The sequence below is a fragment of the Xenorhabdus doucetiae genome (assembly GCF_000968195.1).
GTDB classification, from domain to species: Bacteria; Pseudomonadota; Gammaproteobacteria; order Enterobacterales; family Enterobacteriaceae; genus Xenorhabdus; species Xenorhabdus doucetiae.
Genome location: NZ_FO704550.1, coordinates 2,364,292 through 2,384,548 on the forward strand (window position 1 = coordinate 2,364,292; position 20,257 = coordinate 2,384,548).

At 55.2% G+C, this 20,257-nt stretch carries 3 protein-coding genes (1 of these 3 cut by a window edge); all 3 read left to right on the forward strand.

Annotated features, from left to right (window positions below; all coding sequences use genetic code 11):
• Tightly spaced (each overlapping or abutting the next), the 3 genes in view from XDD1_RS10500 to panP form a layout consistent with a single transcriptional unit that may run on beyond the window.
• Positions 1–3,426: the 3' portion of a non-ribosomal peptide synthetase gene (locus XDD1_RS10500; RefSeq protein WP_045970991.1), read on the forward strand. 3,303 nt of this gene lie to the left of the window's left edge; only the last 3,426 of its 6,729 coding nucleotides appear in the window; the start codon falls outside the window, past its left edge; the stop codon is at positions 3,424–3,426.
• Positions 3,423–18,248 (forward strand): non-ribosomal peptide synthetase, encoded by a 14,826-nt coding sequence (locus XDD1_RS10505; RefSeq protein WP_084721012.1) that lies wholly within the window; start codon positions 3,423–3,425, stop codon positions 18,246–18,248. Before XDD1_RS10500 ends, XDD1_RS10505 begins: the two co-directional genes overlap by 4 nt.
• On the forward strand, positions 18,226–19,905 hold the full coding sequence (gene panP / locus XDD1_RS10510; RefSeq protein ID WP_045970993.1) for a pyridoxal-dependent aspartate 1-decarboxylase PanP: 1,680 nt from the start codon (positions 18,226–18,228) through the stop codon (positions 19,903–19,905). Before XDD1_RS10505 ends, panP begins: the two co-directional genes overlap by 23 nt.
• The last annotated feature ends 352 nt before the right edge of the window (positions 19,906–20,257 follow it).

Below are 20,257 nucleotides of genomic sequence, written 5' to 3' on the forward strand. Positions count from 1 at the left end.
GCTCCTGTCCTTGCCGATATGGCACAGACGCTTCAGCGTGATAACAGTACCTTTGTGGTGCCGCCCAATCTTATTCCTGAGGATTGCACGTCCATCACACCCGCTATGTTGCCGCTGGTTTCGCTGTCCCAAACCGAGATTGATGCCATCATCGCGACCCTTCCCGGTGGAGCAAGCAATATACAGGATATCTACCCGCTGGCACCGTTGCAGGCAGGCATCCTGTTTCATTATCTGATGCAGGCACAAGGGGATACCTATCTGTTACAGAGCCTGCTGGATTTCGATACCCGTGAGCGTCTCGATCGCTTTTTGGATGCCTTGCAGCGGGTGATTAACCGCCATGATATCTTGCGCACGTCGGTTTACTGGCAGGGATTGGAACAACCGGTTCAGGTGGTTTGGCGTCAGGCTCCGCTGAATATTCATGTTTTCACCCCAACCACAACGGACAATGTGCCTGCCCAACTGCAAGCGCATACCGATCCGCACCGGCATCGCCTTGACTTGACACGAGCACCCCTGTTTGCGGCAGATATTGCCCACGATCCGGTACAGAATGAATGGCTGTTGGCGCTGCGTTTCCATCATCTGGTCAGCGACCATATGACACTGGAGCTGATTTTCGCGGAAATAGCCTTAATGTTGCAGGGTCAGGAAACGCTGCCCACGGCACTGCCTTATCGCAACTTTATTGCCCAGACCCTGAACGTGCCGGCCGCAGAGCACGAGGACTATTTCCGTACCCGACTCGCTGATATTGACGAACCCACCGCGCCGTTTGGGGTTCTCTCCATCCCCGATAACAAATCATCAAATAATGAAATACCCAGCGATGATAACGCCATCGCCGAAGCCCGTCTTTCTGTTGATCCTGAGTTGGCGCAGGCCATTCGCGCCCAAGCCCGCCACCTGAAAGTCAGCCCCAGTGTCCTGTTTCATGTCGCGTGGGCACAGGTATTGGCCAAGACCTGCGGTCGTGACGATGTTGTTTTTGGTTCGGTGCTGTTAGGCCGCCTGCAAGGCGGGGCGGGTGCCGATCAGATACTGGGCATGTTTATCAATACCCTGCCCGTGCGCATCTCTCTGGCAGATCACAGTGTACAGGCTGTTGTACAAGCCACCTATCATGACCTAATGACACTGCTGGAACATGAACAAGCACCGTTGGCGCTGGCTCAGGGCTATAGCGGCGTGGCGCTGTCCATGCCACTGTTTAGTGCTTTGCTCAATTACCGTCATTCTCAAGCCAACGAAGAAAACGCCAATACCGTCTGGTCGGGCATGCGTGTTATTGCAACACAGGAACGCACCAACTATCCCATTACCCTATCGGTCGATGATTTGGGCGAGGGTTTTAATCTGACTGCCCATACGGTAGCCAATATCGATCCGGTTCGTCTCATCCATTATCTCCTGACTGCCATAAGGGGTCTGGTGGATGCGTTAACGCACAACCCCCAGCAAAGGATTCTGGATCTGCCGATCCTGCCGACGGCAGAGCGACAACAACTGCTGGTGGATTTCAATATTACGCAGACAGCTACGCAAACGGATTTCCCGCAAGAGGCGCTGATCCACGCACTTTTTGAAGCTCAGGCCGCACAACGCCCTGACGCTACGGCACTGGTGTTTGAAGATCAACGCATCAGCTATGGCGAACTGAACCGCCGCGCTAATCAACTGGCTCATTATCTGCTTGCGCTGGGTGTCCGCCCGGATGATTGCATCGCAGTGTGTCTTGAACGCAGTTTCGAAACAGTCGTGTGTTTACTGGGTATTCTCAAGGCCGGCGGTGCCTATCTTCCGCTTGATCCGGCTTATCCCACTGAACGGCTGGCCGATATGCTGGAAGATGCAGCACCGGTTGTTTTATTGACTCAGACAGCCCAGATCGACAAACTGCCCGCCACTGTGCCGGTGGTGACGCTCGACACGCTGAACACATCACTTGAAAAACAACCGATTCACAACCCAGATACTCAGGCTCTGGGGCTGACATCACATCATCTGGCCTATGTGATCTACACCTCCGGCTCCACCGGCCAGCCCAAGGGCGTGATGGTCGAGCATCGCAATGTCCTCCGGCTGATTATTAATAGTGGTTTTACGGAGATCAGTCCGAATGACTGCGTTGCCCACTGTGCCAATATGGCTTTTGATGCCTCGACGTGGGAAATCTGGTCGGCCTTGTTAAACGGCGGGTGCCTGCACATTGTTCCGCAATCGGTCTTGCTCGATCCGCCCCGGTTCTGCGCCTCCCTGATCAGGGGAAACGTTACCGCCCTCTGGTTAACAGCCGGTTTATTTAACCAATACCTTGATGCCCTTAAGCCGCTGTTCGGACAATTGCGCTACCTGCTGATCGGCGGCGATGTGCTCGATCCGCGGAAAATCCAGCAGGTGCAACAGGCAGACTCGCCGCCAATACACCTGATTAACGGCTATGGCCCAACGGAAACCACCACGTTTGCCGCCACCTATGCCATTGCTTCCCCGGTTAACGTTGCCCACTCCATTCCGATTGGCCGCCCGATTGCCAGTACCCAGATTTATATTCTGGATAGGCAGGGTCAACCCGTTCCCCTTGGGGTGGCCGGTGAAATCCATATCGGCGGTGCCGGTGTTGCCCGTGGTTACCTGAATCGCCCTGAACTGACCAAAGCACGTTTTCTTCGCGATCCGTTCTCGCCAGAACCGGCTGCCCGGATGTACAAAACCGGTGACCTCGGCCGCTGGCTGCCCGACGGCAATATCGAATACCTTGGCCGCAATGATTTTCAGGTCAAACTGCGCGGCTTCCGTATCGAGCCGGGGGAAATCGAGGCACAACTGAGACAGTGTCACGGTGTGCAAGAAGCCGTGGTGATCGCCCGTGAAGATCAACGTCTGGTCGCTTATCTGCGTGCCCAAGCGGGAGTGGAATTGCTTCCGGCTGAACTTCGCCGGCAACTTGCCCAACATCTTGCTGACTATATGCTGCCCAGCGCGTTTGTCACATTGGCGACTTTCCCGCTGACGCCGAATGGCAAACTCGACCGTCAAGCCCTGCCTGCCCCTGACGCGTCTGCGCTGGTAATACGTCACTACGAGGCACCAAACAGTGAGGAAGAAATGATGTTGGCCCAAATCTGGCAAGACCTGCTGGGCGTGGAGCAAGTTGGCCGCCACGACCACTTTTTTGAACTTGGCGGGCATTCATTGATGCTGGTGCAATTAGCCACGCGCATCCAGGACGAATTTTGGGTCGATATTCCCATTTCTTCGCTGTTTCTTTCCCCCCAATTGGCGGAACAGGCCGCGATCATCTTGGCTGCCCAACTGGAATCTATCGGGAAAAACGAGTTTGAATCGCTGCAAAACACGCTGGATTCAATGTCAACAGAAGAATTAATCGCCATGTTAGGCGGAGATAGTCATCAATGATAAGGTCAGAAGACATGAACCTCGATAATCTGAAACGTGCTGTTTTAAAAAAGAAAATCAAACAACAATTACAAACACAGAAACAGCAGAAGCGGCCTCCCATCAAGCAGGCAATGCGCGATGCGCCCGTGCCATTGTCTTTTGCCCAGCAACGTTTGTGGTTCCTTAACCAACTCGATCCGGCCGCCAGTCTGGCCTACCAGATACCGGTCGCGCTGCGTCTGACCGGTCAACTTCGCCGGGATGCCCTGATTAATGCCCTCAATCGCCTGATTGCCCGCCATGAAAGTTTGCGCACCCGTTTCAGGCTGATTAAAGGTCAACCTTGCCAATCCATTGATCCTGCTGATATCGGCTTCGCGTTGTCTTATCAAGATCTGCGTTCGTTAGACACAGGGCAGCACGCTGCCCACCTTGCTGAAATTACCGCGCTTGAAGCACAGACACCTTTCGATTTGGCTCAAGGCCCGCTGATCCGGGGTCACTTGCTGCAACTGGAAGAGGAAGAGCATGTGTTGCTGCTCACGCAGCATCACATTATTTCTGACGGCTGGTCGATTGGTATTTTGGTGCACGAGTTGGGTCTCTTCTATCGCGCCGCGCTTGATAACGATGATATGCCTGTTCCGCCTCTGCCTGTTCAGTATGCCGATTATGCGGTCTGGCAGCGGGAATGGCTGCAAGGGGCGATCCTGACTAAACAGCGTGATTTCTGGCGTACACAACTTGCAGGTGCCCCCGCCTTGCTGGATCTGCCGACCGATCGGCCTCGTCCGGCGGTTCAGACTTATGCGGGCAACCGATTACCTGTCCAGTTTGATAACACCTTGCTGGCATCCCTTAAATCGATTGGACAACGCCATCACACCACCCTGTTCATGACCGTGCTGGCGGCATGGAGCATTGTCCTCGCCCGGCTGAGTGGACAGGAGGAGATTGTGATTGGCACCCCGGTTGCCAATCGTCCGCACAAAGAGCTTGAAGGACTGATTGGCTTCTTCGTCAATACGCTGGCTTTGCGCGTCACATTCAGTGATAACACGACGGTTGCCGAGCTGCTCACCCAAATCCGCGAACGGTCGCTGGCTGCCTACGCCCATCAGGATCTGCCTTTTGAACAGGTGGTGGAAACACTTCAACCTGAGCGGAGCCTGAGTTATAGCCCGATTTTCCAAGTGATGCTGGCGTTAAACAACACCCCTGCCAAGGCGTTAACGTTACCCGGCCTGCAACTCACTCCCGTTGAACAAATACGCCACAGCACGCTCTTCGATATGACCTTATCGCTGACCGAAACCGAATCGGGTCTGTTCGGTGAACTGGAATATGCCCTTGATCTGTTCGATTCCGCCACGATAGAACGAATAATCGGCTATCTGAAACACGTACTGGCAGCCATGGCGAGTGATGCAACACAAACCGTTGCCAGCCTGCCCCTGTTATCCGCGGCACAACGACAACAATTGTTGGTGGAATTCAACGCCACTCAGGCCGATTTTCCACAGGATGCCCTGATCCATCAACTGTTCGAAGCGCAAACGGCAAAAACCCCCCAAGCGACCGCGATCGTGTGTGGCGATCAGTCGCTCAGCTATGACGAATTGAACCGCCATGCCAATCGGCTGGCTCACCAACTGATCACCCTCGGTGTTCAACCGGATGATCGGGTGGCGATTTGTGTCGGGCGTCATCTGGAAATGGTGGTGGGGCTGCTGGCTATTCTCAAGGCGGGCGGGGCGTATGTCCCGCTCGATCCGGCTTATCCGGCCGGGCGGTTGGTTTATATACTGGAGGATGCGGCACCGGTGGCGGTGGTTACCCAAAAGGCAATAGTGACCCAAAAGGCAATCGCAACCCAGATGTTAGCCGACGGAGTAACCCGTTCCGTCCCAACGGTATTGATTGACGATATCCTTAATCACCAAGAACCCGTGCCTGAAGCGCGGTCGATTGCGCCGCCGCTGACCGACAATCCCGATGCCCGACGATTGGGACTTACATCGCGCCACCTGGCTTATGTGATCTACACCTCAGGCTCCACCGGATTACCCAAAGGGGTGACTATCACCCACCGCAATACGGTGAATCTCCTCACTTGGGCACAACGTACTTTCAGCGCGGAAGAATTGGCGCATACGCTTTTTGCCACGTCATTTAATTTTGATCTGTCTGTCTACGAGTGCTTTGTCCCGCTGATTTCTGGTGGTACGGTTCATCTTGTTGCCGACGCACTGGCGCTGATAAATACTGAACGATTCACCTCAGAGCGATTCACCTCCGAACGATTCACCTCAGAAAAAGCAATCAGCTTAATCAACACGGTGCCATCGGCGATTGCGCATTTGCTCGAAGCCGATGCCATACCCCCGACGGTTCAAACGGTCAATTTGGCGGGTGAGGCGCTGAAACCGCATATTGTGGAACGTTTGTTTACCCTTTCTTCCATACAGAATGTGTGCAACCTCTATGGCCCGTCTGAGACGACTACCTACTCGACCTGGACGCGCCTGAATCGGACAACCGGCGTTGTCACGCATATTGGCCGCCCGATTGCCAATACCCAGATCTATATTCTCGACGCCGATAAGCAGCCCGTTCCCCTCGGCGTCACGGGCGAAATTTATATCGCGGGAGCCGGCGTGGCCAGCGGCTATCTGAACCGCCCGCAACTGACGGCTGAACGCTTCCTCTCCGATCCCTTCTCGTTAGAGGCAAACGCCCGGATGTATAAAACAGGCGATCTTGGTCGCTGGTTGCCCGATGGGAATATCGAATATCTTGGCCGTAATGACTTTCAGGTTAAGTTACGTGGCTTTCGGATTGAACTCGGTGAAATCGAAGCACAACTCGTGCAATGCCACGGCGTGCGCGAAGCGGTCGTGCTCGCCCGCGAAGAGGTTGTAGGTAAAGAGATTGCCGGTGAAAATCGCGCCGGCCAGAAACGTCTGGTGGCTTACTTGCGGCCACAAGATGGCGTTGAACTGATCCCCGCAGAACTGCGCCGGCAACTTTCTCAGCATCTGGCAGAATATATGCTGCCCAGCGCTTTTATGATGCTTGACACTTTCCCGCTGACCCCCAATGGCAAACTCGACCGTCAGGCGCTCCCTGCCCCTGATGGATCTGCGGTGGCAACACGCCGATATGAAGCACCGATCGGAGAGGTGGAAACGGCGTTGGCTCAGATTTGGCAAGATTTGCTGGGATTGACGCAAATCAGCCGGCATGACCATTTCTTTGAGCTTGGCGGGCATTCACTGATGATCGTCAGCCTGATTGAACAATTGCACCCTCTCGGCTGGCGACTCGATGTGCGCAGTGTATTCGCCAGCCCTATCCTGAGTGAGTTGGCGCACAGCCTTTCGGCCTCCCAGAACGAGGCGGGTGCTTTCGACGTGCCTCCCAACCTTATCCCCACAGGCTGTACGTCGATTACCCCTGATAGGTTGCCTCTGGTTTCGCTATCCCAAGCTGAGATCGACGCCATTATTGAGACGATCCCAAGTGGCGTCAGCAATGTGCAGGATATCTACCCGTTAGCCCCGTTGCAGGAAGGTATCTTCTTCCAACACTTATTACAGGCGCAGGGGGATGATTACCTGCTGCAAAGCCTGTTCGCCTTTGATAGCCGTGAACGCCTCAATACTTTTTTGGCCGCCCTGCAACACATTATCGATCGCCATGATATTCTGCGCACGTCCGTCTATTGGCAAGACTTGGCCCAGCCCGTTCAGGTGGTTTGGCGTCAGGCACCGCTGCCTGTCAAGGTCTTCACGCCGGCCACAGAAGAGGATGTTTTGTCACAACTGCGCGCCTACACCGATCCACGTCAGCACCGTCTTGACCTGAGCCGTGCACCGTTGTTTGCCGCCGATATTGCCCACGACCCCGTACACAATGAATGGCTGTTATCTTTACGCTTTCATCATCTGGTCAGTGACCATCTGACCCTGGAGCTAATTTTCGCGGAAATTGCCCAAGTATTGCAGGGCAAGGCCAACAGGCTGCCGGTGGCACGGCCTTATCGCGATTTTATTGCCCAAACGTTAAGTGTGCCGGCCACCGAGCATGAAGCCTATTTCCGCACCCAACTGGCTGATGTTGATGAACCCACCGCCCCCTTCGGGATACTCAAAGTCCCCAGCGATAAAGTACCCGGCGATAACAGTGCGATCAACGAAGACAGCCTGTTACTTGATCCCGCACTGGCAAAAGCCATTCGCGCTCAGGCTCGCCGTCTGGGTGTCAGCCCCAGCGTCCTGTTTCATGTCGCCTGGGCGCAGGTTTTGGCCCAAACCAGCGGTCACGATGATGTGGTGTTTGGCTCTGTCTTATTGGGGCGTCTACAGGGAATTGCGGGCGCCAACCGAATATTGGGCATGTTTATTAACACCCTGCCGATGCGGATATCGCTGGCCGGACGGAGTGTGCAAGACGTGGTACAAGCCACCTATCACAATCTGACCACCTTGCTGGAGCATGAGCAGGCACCGCTGTCACTGGCACAACGATGCAGTGGCGTGGCGCAACCCCTGCCACTGTTCAGTGCCCTGCTCAACTACCGCCATAGTCATTATCAACATAGTCATTATCAACATAGTCATGCCAGTGAGACAGAAACGCGTGATGCGATTTGGACCGGGGTACGCCTCTTGGCAGCAGAAGAGCGAACCAACTTCCCCATCACCCTGTCGGTGGATGATATGGGCGTGGGTTTCCACCTCACCGCTCAGACGGTGACGGGTATAGAACCCGCGCGGATCACCCATTATCTGGTCACCGCCATCAGTGGCCTGATTGATGCACTCATTCATCACCCGCAGCAACCTGTCCTGCAAGTCCCGGTGATGCCCGCCCCGGAGCAACAAACATTACTCGTGGATTTCAACGCCACACAAGCGGACTTCCCGCAAGATATCCTGATCCACTGGCTGATTGAAACCGAAGCCGCACGCCATCCCGCTGATATCGCCGTGGTATGCGGTGAACACACGCTCAGCTATGGCGAACTGAATCGCCGCGCCAATCGTCTGGCACATCACCTGATTGCCTTGGGTGTCCGTCCGGATGATCGCGTCGCCATGTGTGTTGAACGCGGTCTGGACATGGTGGTCGGTCTGCTTGGCATTTTCAAGGCAGGGGGTGCCTATGTGCCACTTGATCCCGCTTATCCGACCGAACGCCTGAAATATATGCTTGAGGATTCATCCCCTGTGGTCGTACTGACCCAAGCAGTACTGACACAAATGGCATGGGCTGATCACCTTATCCGCCCTGAGGCGGCCGATGTCATCCCGCTAGCTACGCCGATAGTCACTACGCCAATAGTCACACTTGATGCCCAAGCGCCGCTGCTGGCAGCCCAACCCGATCACAATCCAGACGTTCCCGATCTGACCGCTCACCATCTGGCTTATGTGGTGTATACCTCAGGCTCCACGGGGCTGCCCAAAGGGGTGATGAGTAGCCACCGCGCCCTGTGCAACCGGCTGTTGTGGTTTGTCCGGGATATCGTGACATCCCCTCTGGTGGGTGCCCTGAAAACCAGTATCAGCTTTGTCGATTCGATCACTGAAACGTTGGGCGTGTTGCTGGCCGGTGGCAAACTGGTGGTTTTCGACCACCACACCGTGCAAGATCCGGTTCGCTTTGGTGAAGGCTTGCAGCGTTTTGGCGTTAACGCCTTGGTGGTTGTCCCTTCACTCTTGAAACTCCTGACACGGGATCACGGAATTAACGCGCTGACATCCATCAGAATATTGGTTTGCAGCGGGGAACGGCTCGCCCCTGAACTGGCGCAACACGTCGTGACCCATTTTACCTGGCTGCGGTTGCTCAATTTTTACGGTTCGTCCGAAGTGAATGGTGACGCGACTTGGTATGAATATTCCGCTCAGTCAGGCGTACCGGCGGTTTCCGTGATCGGTCGCCCGATTGCCAATACCCAAATCTACATTCTCGACTCTCATGGTCAGCTTGTTCCCTTTGGTGTAACGGGTGAGATCTATGTTGCCGGCGCGGGGCTGGCCCGGGGTTATTTAAATCGGCCGCAACTCACCGCAGAACGTTTCTTGCTCGATCCGTTCTCCGCCAATCCCGATGCGCGCATGTACAAAACTGGCGACCTCGGTCGCTGGCTGCCCGACGGTAATATCGAATACCTCGGCCGTAATGATTTTCAGGTTAAACTGCGCGGTTTCCGCATTGAACTGGGGGAGATTGAGTCCCAACTTATGCGGTGTGACGGTGTACGTGAAGCTGTTGTGATCGCCCGTGAAGATACGCCGGGTGACAAACGTTTAGTGGCCTATCTCCGGCCGCAGACGGGCATGACACTGGTGCCGGCGGAGTTACGCCAGCAACTCGCGCAACATCTGGCCGACTTTATGTTGCCCGGTGCTTTTGTGATGCTGGAAACCTTTCCGCTCACGCCCAATGGCAAACTTAACCGTCAGGCGCTGCCGGCACCGGACTCCTCTGCCGTAGTCACCCGCAGCTATGCCGCACCGGTCGGTGAAACAGAAACCACACTGGCACAAATCTGGCAAGACTTACTGGGACTGGAACAGATCGGCCGCCATGATCACTTCTTTGAACTTGGGGGACACTCCCTGCTGGCTGTCCAACTGGTCGCCCGCATACGGCAGAAGCTGGCGCGCGAGCTGCCGTTACAGACACTCTTTGAGAGACCTGTATTAATGACACTGGCGCATACGCTCGCTCAAACTGGCGCAACCACACAGACGGTTATCCCTGCGGCTGACCGCAATCACCCCTTACCACTCTCTTTTGCCCAACAACGTTTGTGGTTCCTGGCGCAGCTCGATCCGGCGGCCAGTCAAGCCTATCATCTTCCGGCAGCATTGCGCCTGACCGGTGCGCTCAATCGTCAGGCGCTGACGACTGCGCTTGATCGTCTGGTTAGCCGCCATGAAAGCCTGCGTACTCGCTTTGTCTCGATTGCAGGGCAGCCCTGTCAGCACATCGACTCCGCTGACATCGGTTTTACCTTATCCTGCCATGACCTGCGCCAGCTTGATCCGGCTTTGCACGCGAACCTCGTCGCCGAATTTGCCGAACGTGAAGCCCAGACGCCTTTCGATTTTGCCCAAGGTCCGCTGATCCGCGGTCAATTGCTGCAACTGGCCGGGGAGGAGCATGTGTTATTGCTCACCCTGCACCACATTATTACTGACGGCTGGTCGCTTGGGGTGCTGGTACGTGAATTGGGTATTTTCTACCGCGCAGCCCTTGACGGGGATGATCATCCCCTGCCATCCCTGCCGATCCAGTATGCGGATTATGCGGTCTGGCAACATAATCAGTTAAAAGCAGAGGCGCTCACTGTACAGCGTGATTTCTGGCGGAACCAGCTTGAAGGTGCGCCGGTTCTATTGACGCTGCCCACCGATCGGCCACGCCCAACGGTACAAACTTATGTCGGCGGCCAAGTCACTTTCCACCTTGATGCCGCCTTATTGGCATCACTTAAGGCGCTGGGGCAGCGCCATCACACCACGTTATTTATGACAATGTTGAGTGGCTGGAGTCTTGTGCTCGCCCGGCTGAGTGGTCAGGATGATATTGTCATTGGCACCCCCGTCGCCAATCGTCCGCACCATGAACTTGAGGGGCTGATAGGCTTCTTTACCAATACCCTGGCTCTTCGCGTCAGATGCCATGATGATTTCAGTGTCGCGGATCTGCTGGCACACGTTCGGGAATGTGCGCTCACTGCCTATGCTCATCAGGATCTGCCCTTCGAGCAGGTGGTGGAAGTGCTCCAACCTGAACGCAGTTTAAGCTACAGCCCCCTCTTTCAGGTCATGCTGACTTTGAACAACACTCCCGCCCAGCAATTGGTATTGCCTGATTTGCAGCTTACCTCGATTGAACAGGCACATCATGGTGCCTACTTTGACATCACTTTATCCTTGACCGAGACTGAATCAGGTTTAGCCGGTGCCATGACTTATGCCGCTGATCTGTTCGATGCAGCCACGATTGAGCGTATAGCGGGTTACTTGAAAAATATACTGGCTGCAATGGCCACGGATGAGACACAGGCTATTGCGACCCTACCGATGTTGCCAGAAGCGGAACAACAGCGGCTGGCGGCGTTTAATGCCACCCAGGTGGATTTTCCGTCGGATGGCTTGGTTCATTCCCGGTTTGAAGGACTGGCCGCCCAACAGCCCGATGCCCCGGCCGTGGTCTTTGGGGAACAAACCCTGAGCTACGGTGAACTCAACCACCGTGCCAACCGACTGGCCCATTATTTAATCGCGCAGGGCGTACGGCCGGATGACCGGGTGGCAATTTGTGTTGAGCGCAGCCCGGCAATGGTGACCGGGATACTGGCTATCCTTAAGGCCGGTGGGGCGTATGTCCCGCTCGACCCGGCTTACCCGACTGAACGGCTGGCGTATATGCTCAGGGATGCGGCACCGGTGGCCTTACTGACCCAGACCGCCCTTGCCGACAGGTTGAATCAGGCCGTACCCGCTGCCGAAACGGGCTACGATACCGTTTTACTGGATGCACCCATCGCTTCACTCACTGGACAACCTGACCACAACCCTGACCCACAGGCACGGGGGCTGGCACCGCACCATCTGGCCTATGTTATCTACACCTCCGGCTCCACCGGCCTGCCCAAGGGGGTGGCAATGCCGCTGGCGGCATTGGCAAACTTGCTGCAATGGCACCGCTCCCCTTCACAACCCGCCGGCACCGGCAAAACCCTGCAATTTGCCGCACTGGGGTTCGATGTCGCCTTTCAGGAAATCTTTACCACCCTGTGTGAAGGCGGCTGTCTGGTGTTGATTGATGAAGCCCTGCGCCGTGAACCGCAACAGCTTCTCCGGCTGATTCAGCAAGCACAGATTGACCGGATTTTCCTGCCTTACATTGCGCTCCAGCAGCTTGCTGAGGCCACTGACTACGCTGAAAGGAATGGTGAGGGGAATTTAACCTGTCTGGCACAGATTATTACCGCCGGTGAACAGTTGCGCATCACACCGGCCATCCGGCGTTTCCTGCAACGGGCCGGCCATTGCCGGTTACACAATCACTACGGCCCGACGGAAAGCCATGTTGTCACGGCCTACACCTTGGGAACAACGCCGGAACACGAGCCAGCCCTGCCGCCCATCGGCCGCCCGATAGCCAACAGCCAAATTCACATCCTCGACCCGCACGGCCAGCCCGTGCCGTTGGGGGTGACGGGCGAAATCTATATCGCCGGTGCCGGGGTCGCCCGTGGTTACCTCAACCGGCCGGAACTGACGGCAGAACGTTTTCTCCGTGACCCGTTCTCCCCCCATCCTGCCGCCCGCATGTACAAGACCGGTGACCTCGGCCGCTGGCGGCCTGACGGCAATATCGACTACCTTGGCCGCAATGATTTTCAGGTCAAGCTGCGCGGTTTCCGCATTGAATTGGGGGAAATCGAGGCCCAACTGAGGCAGTGCCACGGCGTGCGTGACGCCGTGGTGCTGGCACGAGAAGAGGAACCGGGGCAAAAACGGCTGGTGGCCTATCTACTGCCGGAGCCAAGTGCCAGACTCCTTCCGGCTGAACTGCGTCAGCAACTTGCCCAACACCTGGCCGACTATATGCTGCCCGGTGCGTTTGTGGTGCTGGACACTTTCCCGTTAACGCCCAATGGCAAACTTGACCGTCAGGCACTGCCGGCACCGGACGCCGCTGCCGTGGTGACCCGGGGCTATGCCGCCCCAATCGGTGAAACTGAAACGGCACTGGCGCACATCTGGCAGGACTTGCTGGGGCTGGAACGGGTTGGCCGCCATGACCATTTCTTTGAACTTGGCGGGCACTCGCTGCTGGCCGTCCAACTGGTCGCCCGCCTGCGCCAAGTATTGTCGCGCGAGTTACCGCTGCCAACCCTGTTTGCCCGGCCGGTTCTGCATGAGCTGGCCCAAACGCTCACGGAAACGACAACCGTGACGCAGGCCATCATCCCGGTGGCTGACCGCAGCCGGCCGCTGCCGCTTTCCTTTGCCCAGCAACGGCTGTGGTTTCTGGGGCAGCTCGATCCGGCGGCCAGTCAGGCTTACCATATTCCTGTCGCCCTGCGCCTGACCGGTTCACTGGATCAGCGGGCATTGGCGGCGGCATTTAACCGGCTGGTGGCCCGCCATGAGAGCCTGCGTACCCGTTTTGTCTCGGTTGCAGGCCAGCCCTGCCAGCAACTCGATCCCGCTGACACCGGTTTCACCCTGTCCTGCCAAGACCTGCGCCCGCGTGATCCGGCCTTGCACGCCGGCCTCGTCGCCGAAATTGCCGAACGTGAATCTCAGGCTCCCTTCGATTTTGCCCAAGGCCCCTTGTTCCGCGGTCAACTGCTGCAATTGGCCGCAGAGGAGCATGTGTTATTGCTCACCCTGCACCATATTATTACTGACGGCTGGTCGCTTGGGGTGCTGGTCCGCGAATTAGGGGCCTTTCATCGCGCGGCGCTGGCTGGTCATGATGCGCTCTTGCCACCCCTGCCCATTCAGTATGCGGATTATGCGGTCTGGCAGCATGAACAGTTAAACGATAAGGTGCTCGCCGCGCAGCGTGATTTCTGGCGTGATCAGCTTGAAGGGGCACCAGCCTTACTGACCTTGCCCACCGACCAGCCACGCCCTGCGGTACAAACCTATGCCGGCCGTCAGGTTGCTTTCCACCTTGATGCGTCATTACTGGCCTCACTGAAACAACTGGGTCAGCGCCACCACACCACCTTATTTATGACCCTGCTCACGGGCTGGAGTATTGTCCTCAGCCGGCTGAGTGGTCAGGAGGAGATTGTTATTGGTACGCCGGTTGCCAACCGCCAGCACCATGAGCTGGAGGGATTAATCGGGTTCTTTGTCAACACATTGGCCTTGCGTATGACATGCAGGGATGACCTCAGTGTCGCCGACCTGCTGGCACAGGTACGGGAACGGGCACTGGCTGCCTATGCCCATCAGGATTTGCCTTTTGAGCAGGTGGTGGAAGCGCTCCAGCCTGAGCGTAGTCTCAGCCACAGCCCGATCTTTCAGGTAATGCTGGCCTTAAATAACACGCCGGCTCAAGAATTAGCGCTACCGGAGCTACAATTCACCCCCGTTGAACCGGCGCAAGTGAGTGCTCATTTTGATTTGCTGTTATCGCTGATTGAAACGGAGACCGATTTGGCCGGCGCTTTATCCTACGCCTCTGACTTATTCGATGCGGCAACCGTTGAACGCATGGTCGGTTATTTAACCCATATATTAACCGCGATGGTCGCTGATGAAATGCAACTGATTGCCACGTTGCCGATGTTGCCAGCATCAGAACAGCAACAACTGCTGGTGGATTTCAATACTACGCAGACAGCTACGCAAACGGATTTCCCGCAAGAAGCACTGATCCACACACTTTTTGAAGCTCAGGCCGCACAACGCCCTGACGCGACGGCACTGGTGTTTGAAGATCAACGCATCAGCTATGGCGAACTGAACCGCCGCGCCAATCAACTGGCGCATTATCTGCTTGCGCTGGGTGTCCAGCCGGATGATCGGGTGGCGATTTGTACCGGGCGCAGTCTGGAGATGATCACAGGCTTACTCGCTATCCTTAAAGCCGGCGGTGCCTATGTTCCTCTCGATCCGGCTTATCCGACCGAACGGCTGCTCTATATGCTGGAAGATGCAGCACCGGTGGCTTTGTTGACTCAGGCCGCACAAGTTAACCGACTGACTCATTCCCTGCCTACGGTATTACTCGATACACCAGAACCCCTTCTGGCAGCGCAGCCGACCGACAATCCGCCAGCACAAACACTGGGGCTGACGTCACGCCATCTGGCCTATGTGATCTACACCTCCGGTTCCACTGGTCAGCCTAAAGGCGTGATGGTCGAGCATCGCAATGTCCTCCGGCTGATTATTAATAGTGGTTTTGCCGATATCAATCCGAATGACTGCGTTGCCCACTGTGCCAATATGGCTTTTGATGCCTCGACGTGGGAAATCTGGTCGGCCTTGTTAAACGGCGGGCGTCTGCACATTGTTCCGCAATCGGTACTGCTCGATCCGGCACGGTTCTGCGCTTCTCTGATCAGGGGAAACGTTACCGCCCTCTGGTTAACAGCCGGTTTATTTAACCAATACCTTGATGCCCTTAAGCCGCTGTTCGGCCAATTGCGCTACCTGCTGATCGGCGGTGATGTGCTTGATGCGCGGAAAATCCAGCAGGTGCAACAGGCAGACTCGCCGCCAATACACCTGATTAACGGCTATGGCCCAACGGAAACCACCACGTTTGCCGCCACCTATGCCATTGCTTCCCCGGTTAACGTTGCCCACTCCATTCCGATTGGCCGCCCGATTGCCAGTACCCAGATTTATATTCTGGATAGGCAGGGTCAACCCGTTCCCCTCGGTGTGGCCGGTGAAATCCATATCGGCGGTGCCGGTGTTGCCCGTGGTTACCTGAATCGCCCTGAACTGACCAAAGCACGTTTTCTTCGCGATCCGTTCTCGCCAGAACCGGCTGCCCGGATGTACAAAACCGGTGACCTCGGCCGCTGGCTGCCCGACGGCAATATCGAATACCTCGGCCGCAATGATTTTCAGGTCAAACTGCGCGGCTTCCGCATCGAGCCGGGGGAAATCGAAGCACAACTGAGGCAGTGTCACGGTGTGCAAGAAGCTGTGGTGATCGCCCGTGAAGATCAACGTCTGGTCGCTTATCTGCGTGCCCAAGCGGGGGTGGAATTGCTTCCGGCTGAACTTCGCCGGCAACTTGCCCAACATCTTGCTGACTATATGCTGCCCAGCGCGTTTGTCACATTGGCCGCTTTCCCGTTGACGCCGAATGGCAAGCTCGACCGACAGGCGCTCCCCGTGCCTGATCCATCCGCTTTTGTGGTACGTCGTTATGAATCTCCCGTCGGTGAGACAGAAACCGCACTGGCCCGGATCTGGCAAGATTTGCTGGGAGTGGAAAAAGTCGGCCGCCATGATCATTTCTTTGAGCTTGGCGGTCACTCACTGCTTGCTGTACAGTTGTTGAACCGTATGCGTGAACAAGGTATGGAAGCCGCACTGACCACTTTGTTCGCCCATCCCACCTTATGTGATCTCGCCTTGGCGATAAAGGAATACGTTGTCATGCCAATATCCCCATTTGACGCAAACCCGGTACCGTTAAGTCCGGCAGGCGCTTTGCGCCCTTTATTCTTAGTCCATGAAACTTCCGGCGACCCGCTGGTTTACTCACCACTGGCGGCTTTACTGCCACCTGAGCTGCCTATCTACGCATTGCAGGCGCTTGGCATCCACACGCTGGCGCATCCTCCGCTGTCAATTGAGGCGCTGGCGGCCTGTCATATTCAGGCGATCCACCGCGTCCAGCCACACGGGCCTTATCGTCTGGCCGGCTGGTCAATCGGCGGGTTGATTGCCTACGAAATCGCGCAACAATTAACCACTGACGGTGAGGCGGTGGAGTTTATCGGCATGATCGATTCCTATCACCATGCCGGTAAAGGCAGTCATGAACGGTCAGCAGCAGCCAGCCGTATAGATGAGGAAGCAACACGCATTGAGTTAATCATTGATTCACTACGCACTCAACAGCGTATTGACGATGAGCAGGCGTTAAAAGCGCTACACCAACTCAGCACGTTAGAGCAAATTATTGATTACTGCATTGAACACCAATGGTTGCCGGCCGATATTACACGCGAAGATATCCTCCTCCGTCTCTATACCGCCGAGATGACGACACAGCTTGGTCAGGGGTATGTGGCACAAAAATCCTCCTTACCTGTCCATCTCTATACCGCGGATGAGTTAGCCAACGGGGATAGTTGGCGCGGTTGGTACGACATCGTTGGCGATAATGCCGTTCTTCACCCTATTGGTGGGACGCATTTCTCCATCATGCATCCGCCTTTGCTGAACCAAATCGCAGATTCCATCAGCGAAAACTTGCAGGCAGTGCCTGCTTTCGACCCGCGCGTTATTATTCAACAGGGATCGCCATCGCTGGCACCATTATTCTGCCTGCCGGGTGCGGGTGCCAGTCCGTCGAGCCTGCTTGAACTGGCGCTCTCGTTCCCCCAACAACGCCCGATATATGCTTTGCAGGCACGCGGATTTACGGCTGAGCACAGCTTTCCCTACACCAGCGTGGAAGGGGCTGCCCGTGCCTATATCCAACATCTCCGGCACATCCAGCCTCATGGCCCTTATCACCTGCTCGGTCACTCTTTCGGTGGTTGGATCGCCTTTGAGATGGCGTTGCAATTGCAGGCTGAGGGGGAACAGGTCGCTACGCTCATCCTGATTGATACGGATGAGCCTAACCTGCAAGCGAGTGACTGCAAACCCACTAATCGAATTGAGACGCTCATCGAGTTGATCGATATTTATAACCTGATATTAGAAAAACCGCTTGCGCTGACCCGACCCGATCTTGATGACTTGACTCCGGATGAACAGATTCAGCATCTGCATAATGCCTTGGTGAAAGCCGGTCTCTTTCCGGCAAAAACGCCGATATCACTGTTGCAGGGCATTGTCCGCGTGATGCAGGCTAATCTGAACACGTGCTATATCCCCCGTACTCGCTATGCGGGGCGGGTTCATCTGATCAATGCCGAGAAAGGCGATTTGGCTGAAAGGATAAGGCGCGAAACCCAGTGGGGTCTTCACGTGGCTGAACTCAATACGAGGTTGGTACCCGGCAATCATATGACCCTGTTGTCCGCCCCACAGGTCGGGCAGTGGATCACCAAGCTGTGGCAGGAATTAGATGACATGTGCAACCCAAGCTAAGAACGACGACGAGGCGGATAAAATGGCTCTTCACACTTCCTGTCTGGATGAGCAAGCATGGCAAGCGCTGCTCGACCAGTTTACTCCCCATCCCGGTGAGGAAGGACTGCTTGAACTGGAAACAAACATTGCAGATGACCCTGTCACTTATTGTCGCCGTGAGTTAGGCCATCCCATAGGCGAACTGACAGAACTTGAAAAGGTATTCGTTTCGGTGGATATCCCGGAATTTCCGCTTAATACCGATAACTATGCCCGGTATTTGAGTGAGGATATCCTTAATCACGTTGTGCCCGTGTCATCCCCCACCTTTGTGGGTCACATGACATCGGCGCTTCCCAAACATTTACCTGCACTCGGCAAGGTATTGACAGCACTGAATCAAAATCTGGTCAAACTGGAAACCTCGCATATTTTAACCGCGCTGGAACGCCAAGTGCTGGGTATGATGCACAAGTTAGTTTACAACCGTGACGAAGATTTCTATCAGCAGTGGTTGCACAGCGGTGAGCACGCACTGGCTACTTTCTGTTCTGGCGGAACGCTGGCTAATTTAACCGCGATGTGGGCGTGTCGAAACCAGCTCATGCCCGCCGATGGCGATTTTGCCGGTCTTGCACGCGAGGGGTTGGCCAGAGGATTGCTGCATTATGGCTATCGTGGTTTAGCCATTCTGGTCTCTGAACAGGGACACTATTCGCTGAAAAAAACCGTGGATGTGCTCGGATTAGGACAAGATGCCTTGGTAAAGGTTGAGACTGACAGAGAGGGACGGATCTGCATTGATGCCTTGCTTGCACAATTGCAGACACTGCGCCAACGCAATATCAAGCCTATGGCTATCGTCGGGATAGCCGGTTCCACCGAAACCGGTGCTATCGATCCCCTGAACAGGCTGGCGGATATCGCGGAACAGGCGCAGTGCCATTTCCATGTTGATGCCGCCTGGGGCGGTGCCAGCTTAATGTCAGAACGCTATCGACATTTATTCGCCGGCATCGAACGTGCCGATACGGTAACGATTGATGCCCACAAGCAACTGTATGTGCCAATGGGATCAGGCATGGTGCTGTTCCGCCAGCCAACCCTGACCAACACAATTGCCCAACATGCCAATTATATTGTACGCAAAGGGTCGAAGGATCTCGGACGTCATACTTTGGAAGGCTCACGCAGCGCCATGTCGCTGATGCTGCACAGCAACCTCTATCTGCTTGGCCGACGAGGATTAGCCCGCCTGATAGAGGCAGGCATCGAAAAAGCCCGCCAATTTGCCGATCTGATCCATCAACAGGAGGATTTCGAATTAATCAGTGAACCGCAGCTTTGCCTGCTGACGTATCGGTATGTGCCGCCAAAAGTATTACAGGCGCTACAGGAAAGTTCGGCGCCAGTCAGACAGCAACTGCATGAATGGCTTAACGCGCTTAATCAGGATATTCAGACTGCCCAGTGGCGTGCCGGAAAATCCTTTGTTTCGCGCACGTGTCTCAAACCGGTGCAATGGGATCGGCAACCCACCACCGTTCTGCGGGTCGTGCTGGCAAACCCACTGACCACGTTGGAAATACTGGAGAATATGCTTGAAGAACAGCGTCAATTAGCACGGCAAAGTCCCTTCTGGCAAACGCTACAGGCTTGGGCTGTGATTAGTTGACCTTACAGACACACGCCGGGTCGCATGATCGGGTCATATTATCATCACCGCCAGTCATTTGGCGGTGATTTTTCAAGATATCCCATTCACATCACGGCAGCACACAAAAATCAATTTTATATTAAGTATGCCATAGCCACTTTAGCGTCACTTCCACCCCATATTCATCATCTCAAATAACACCCACAGAAAATAAATAGATTAAAATCTCGTTATTTCTGCATTTTAAAGAATAAAACTTCGAATTAATACCCTATTTAACTCCTTAATATTTTGGATATGACTCAATGTCTCATAAGCCAAATTTAATTCATTGACAAAGTTAATTAATATCATGAACAGGAGTTGAGCA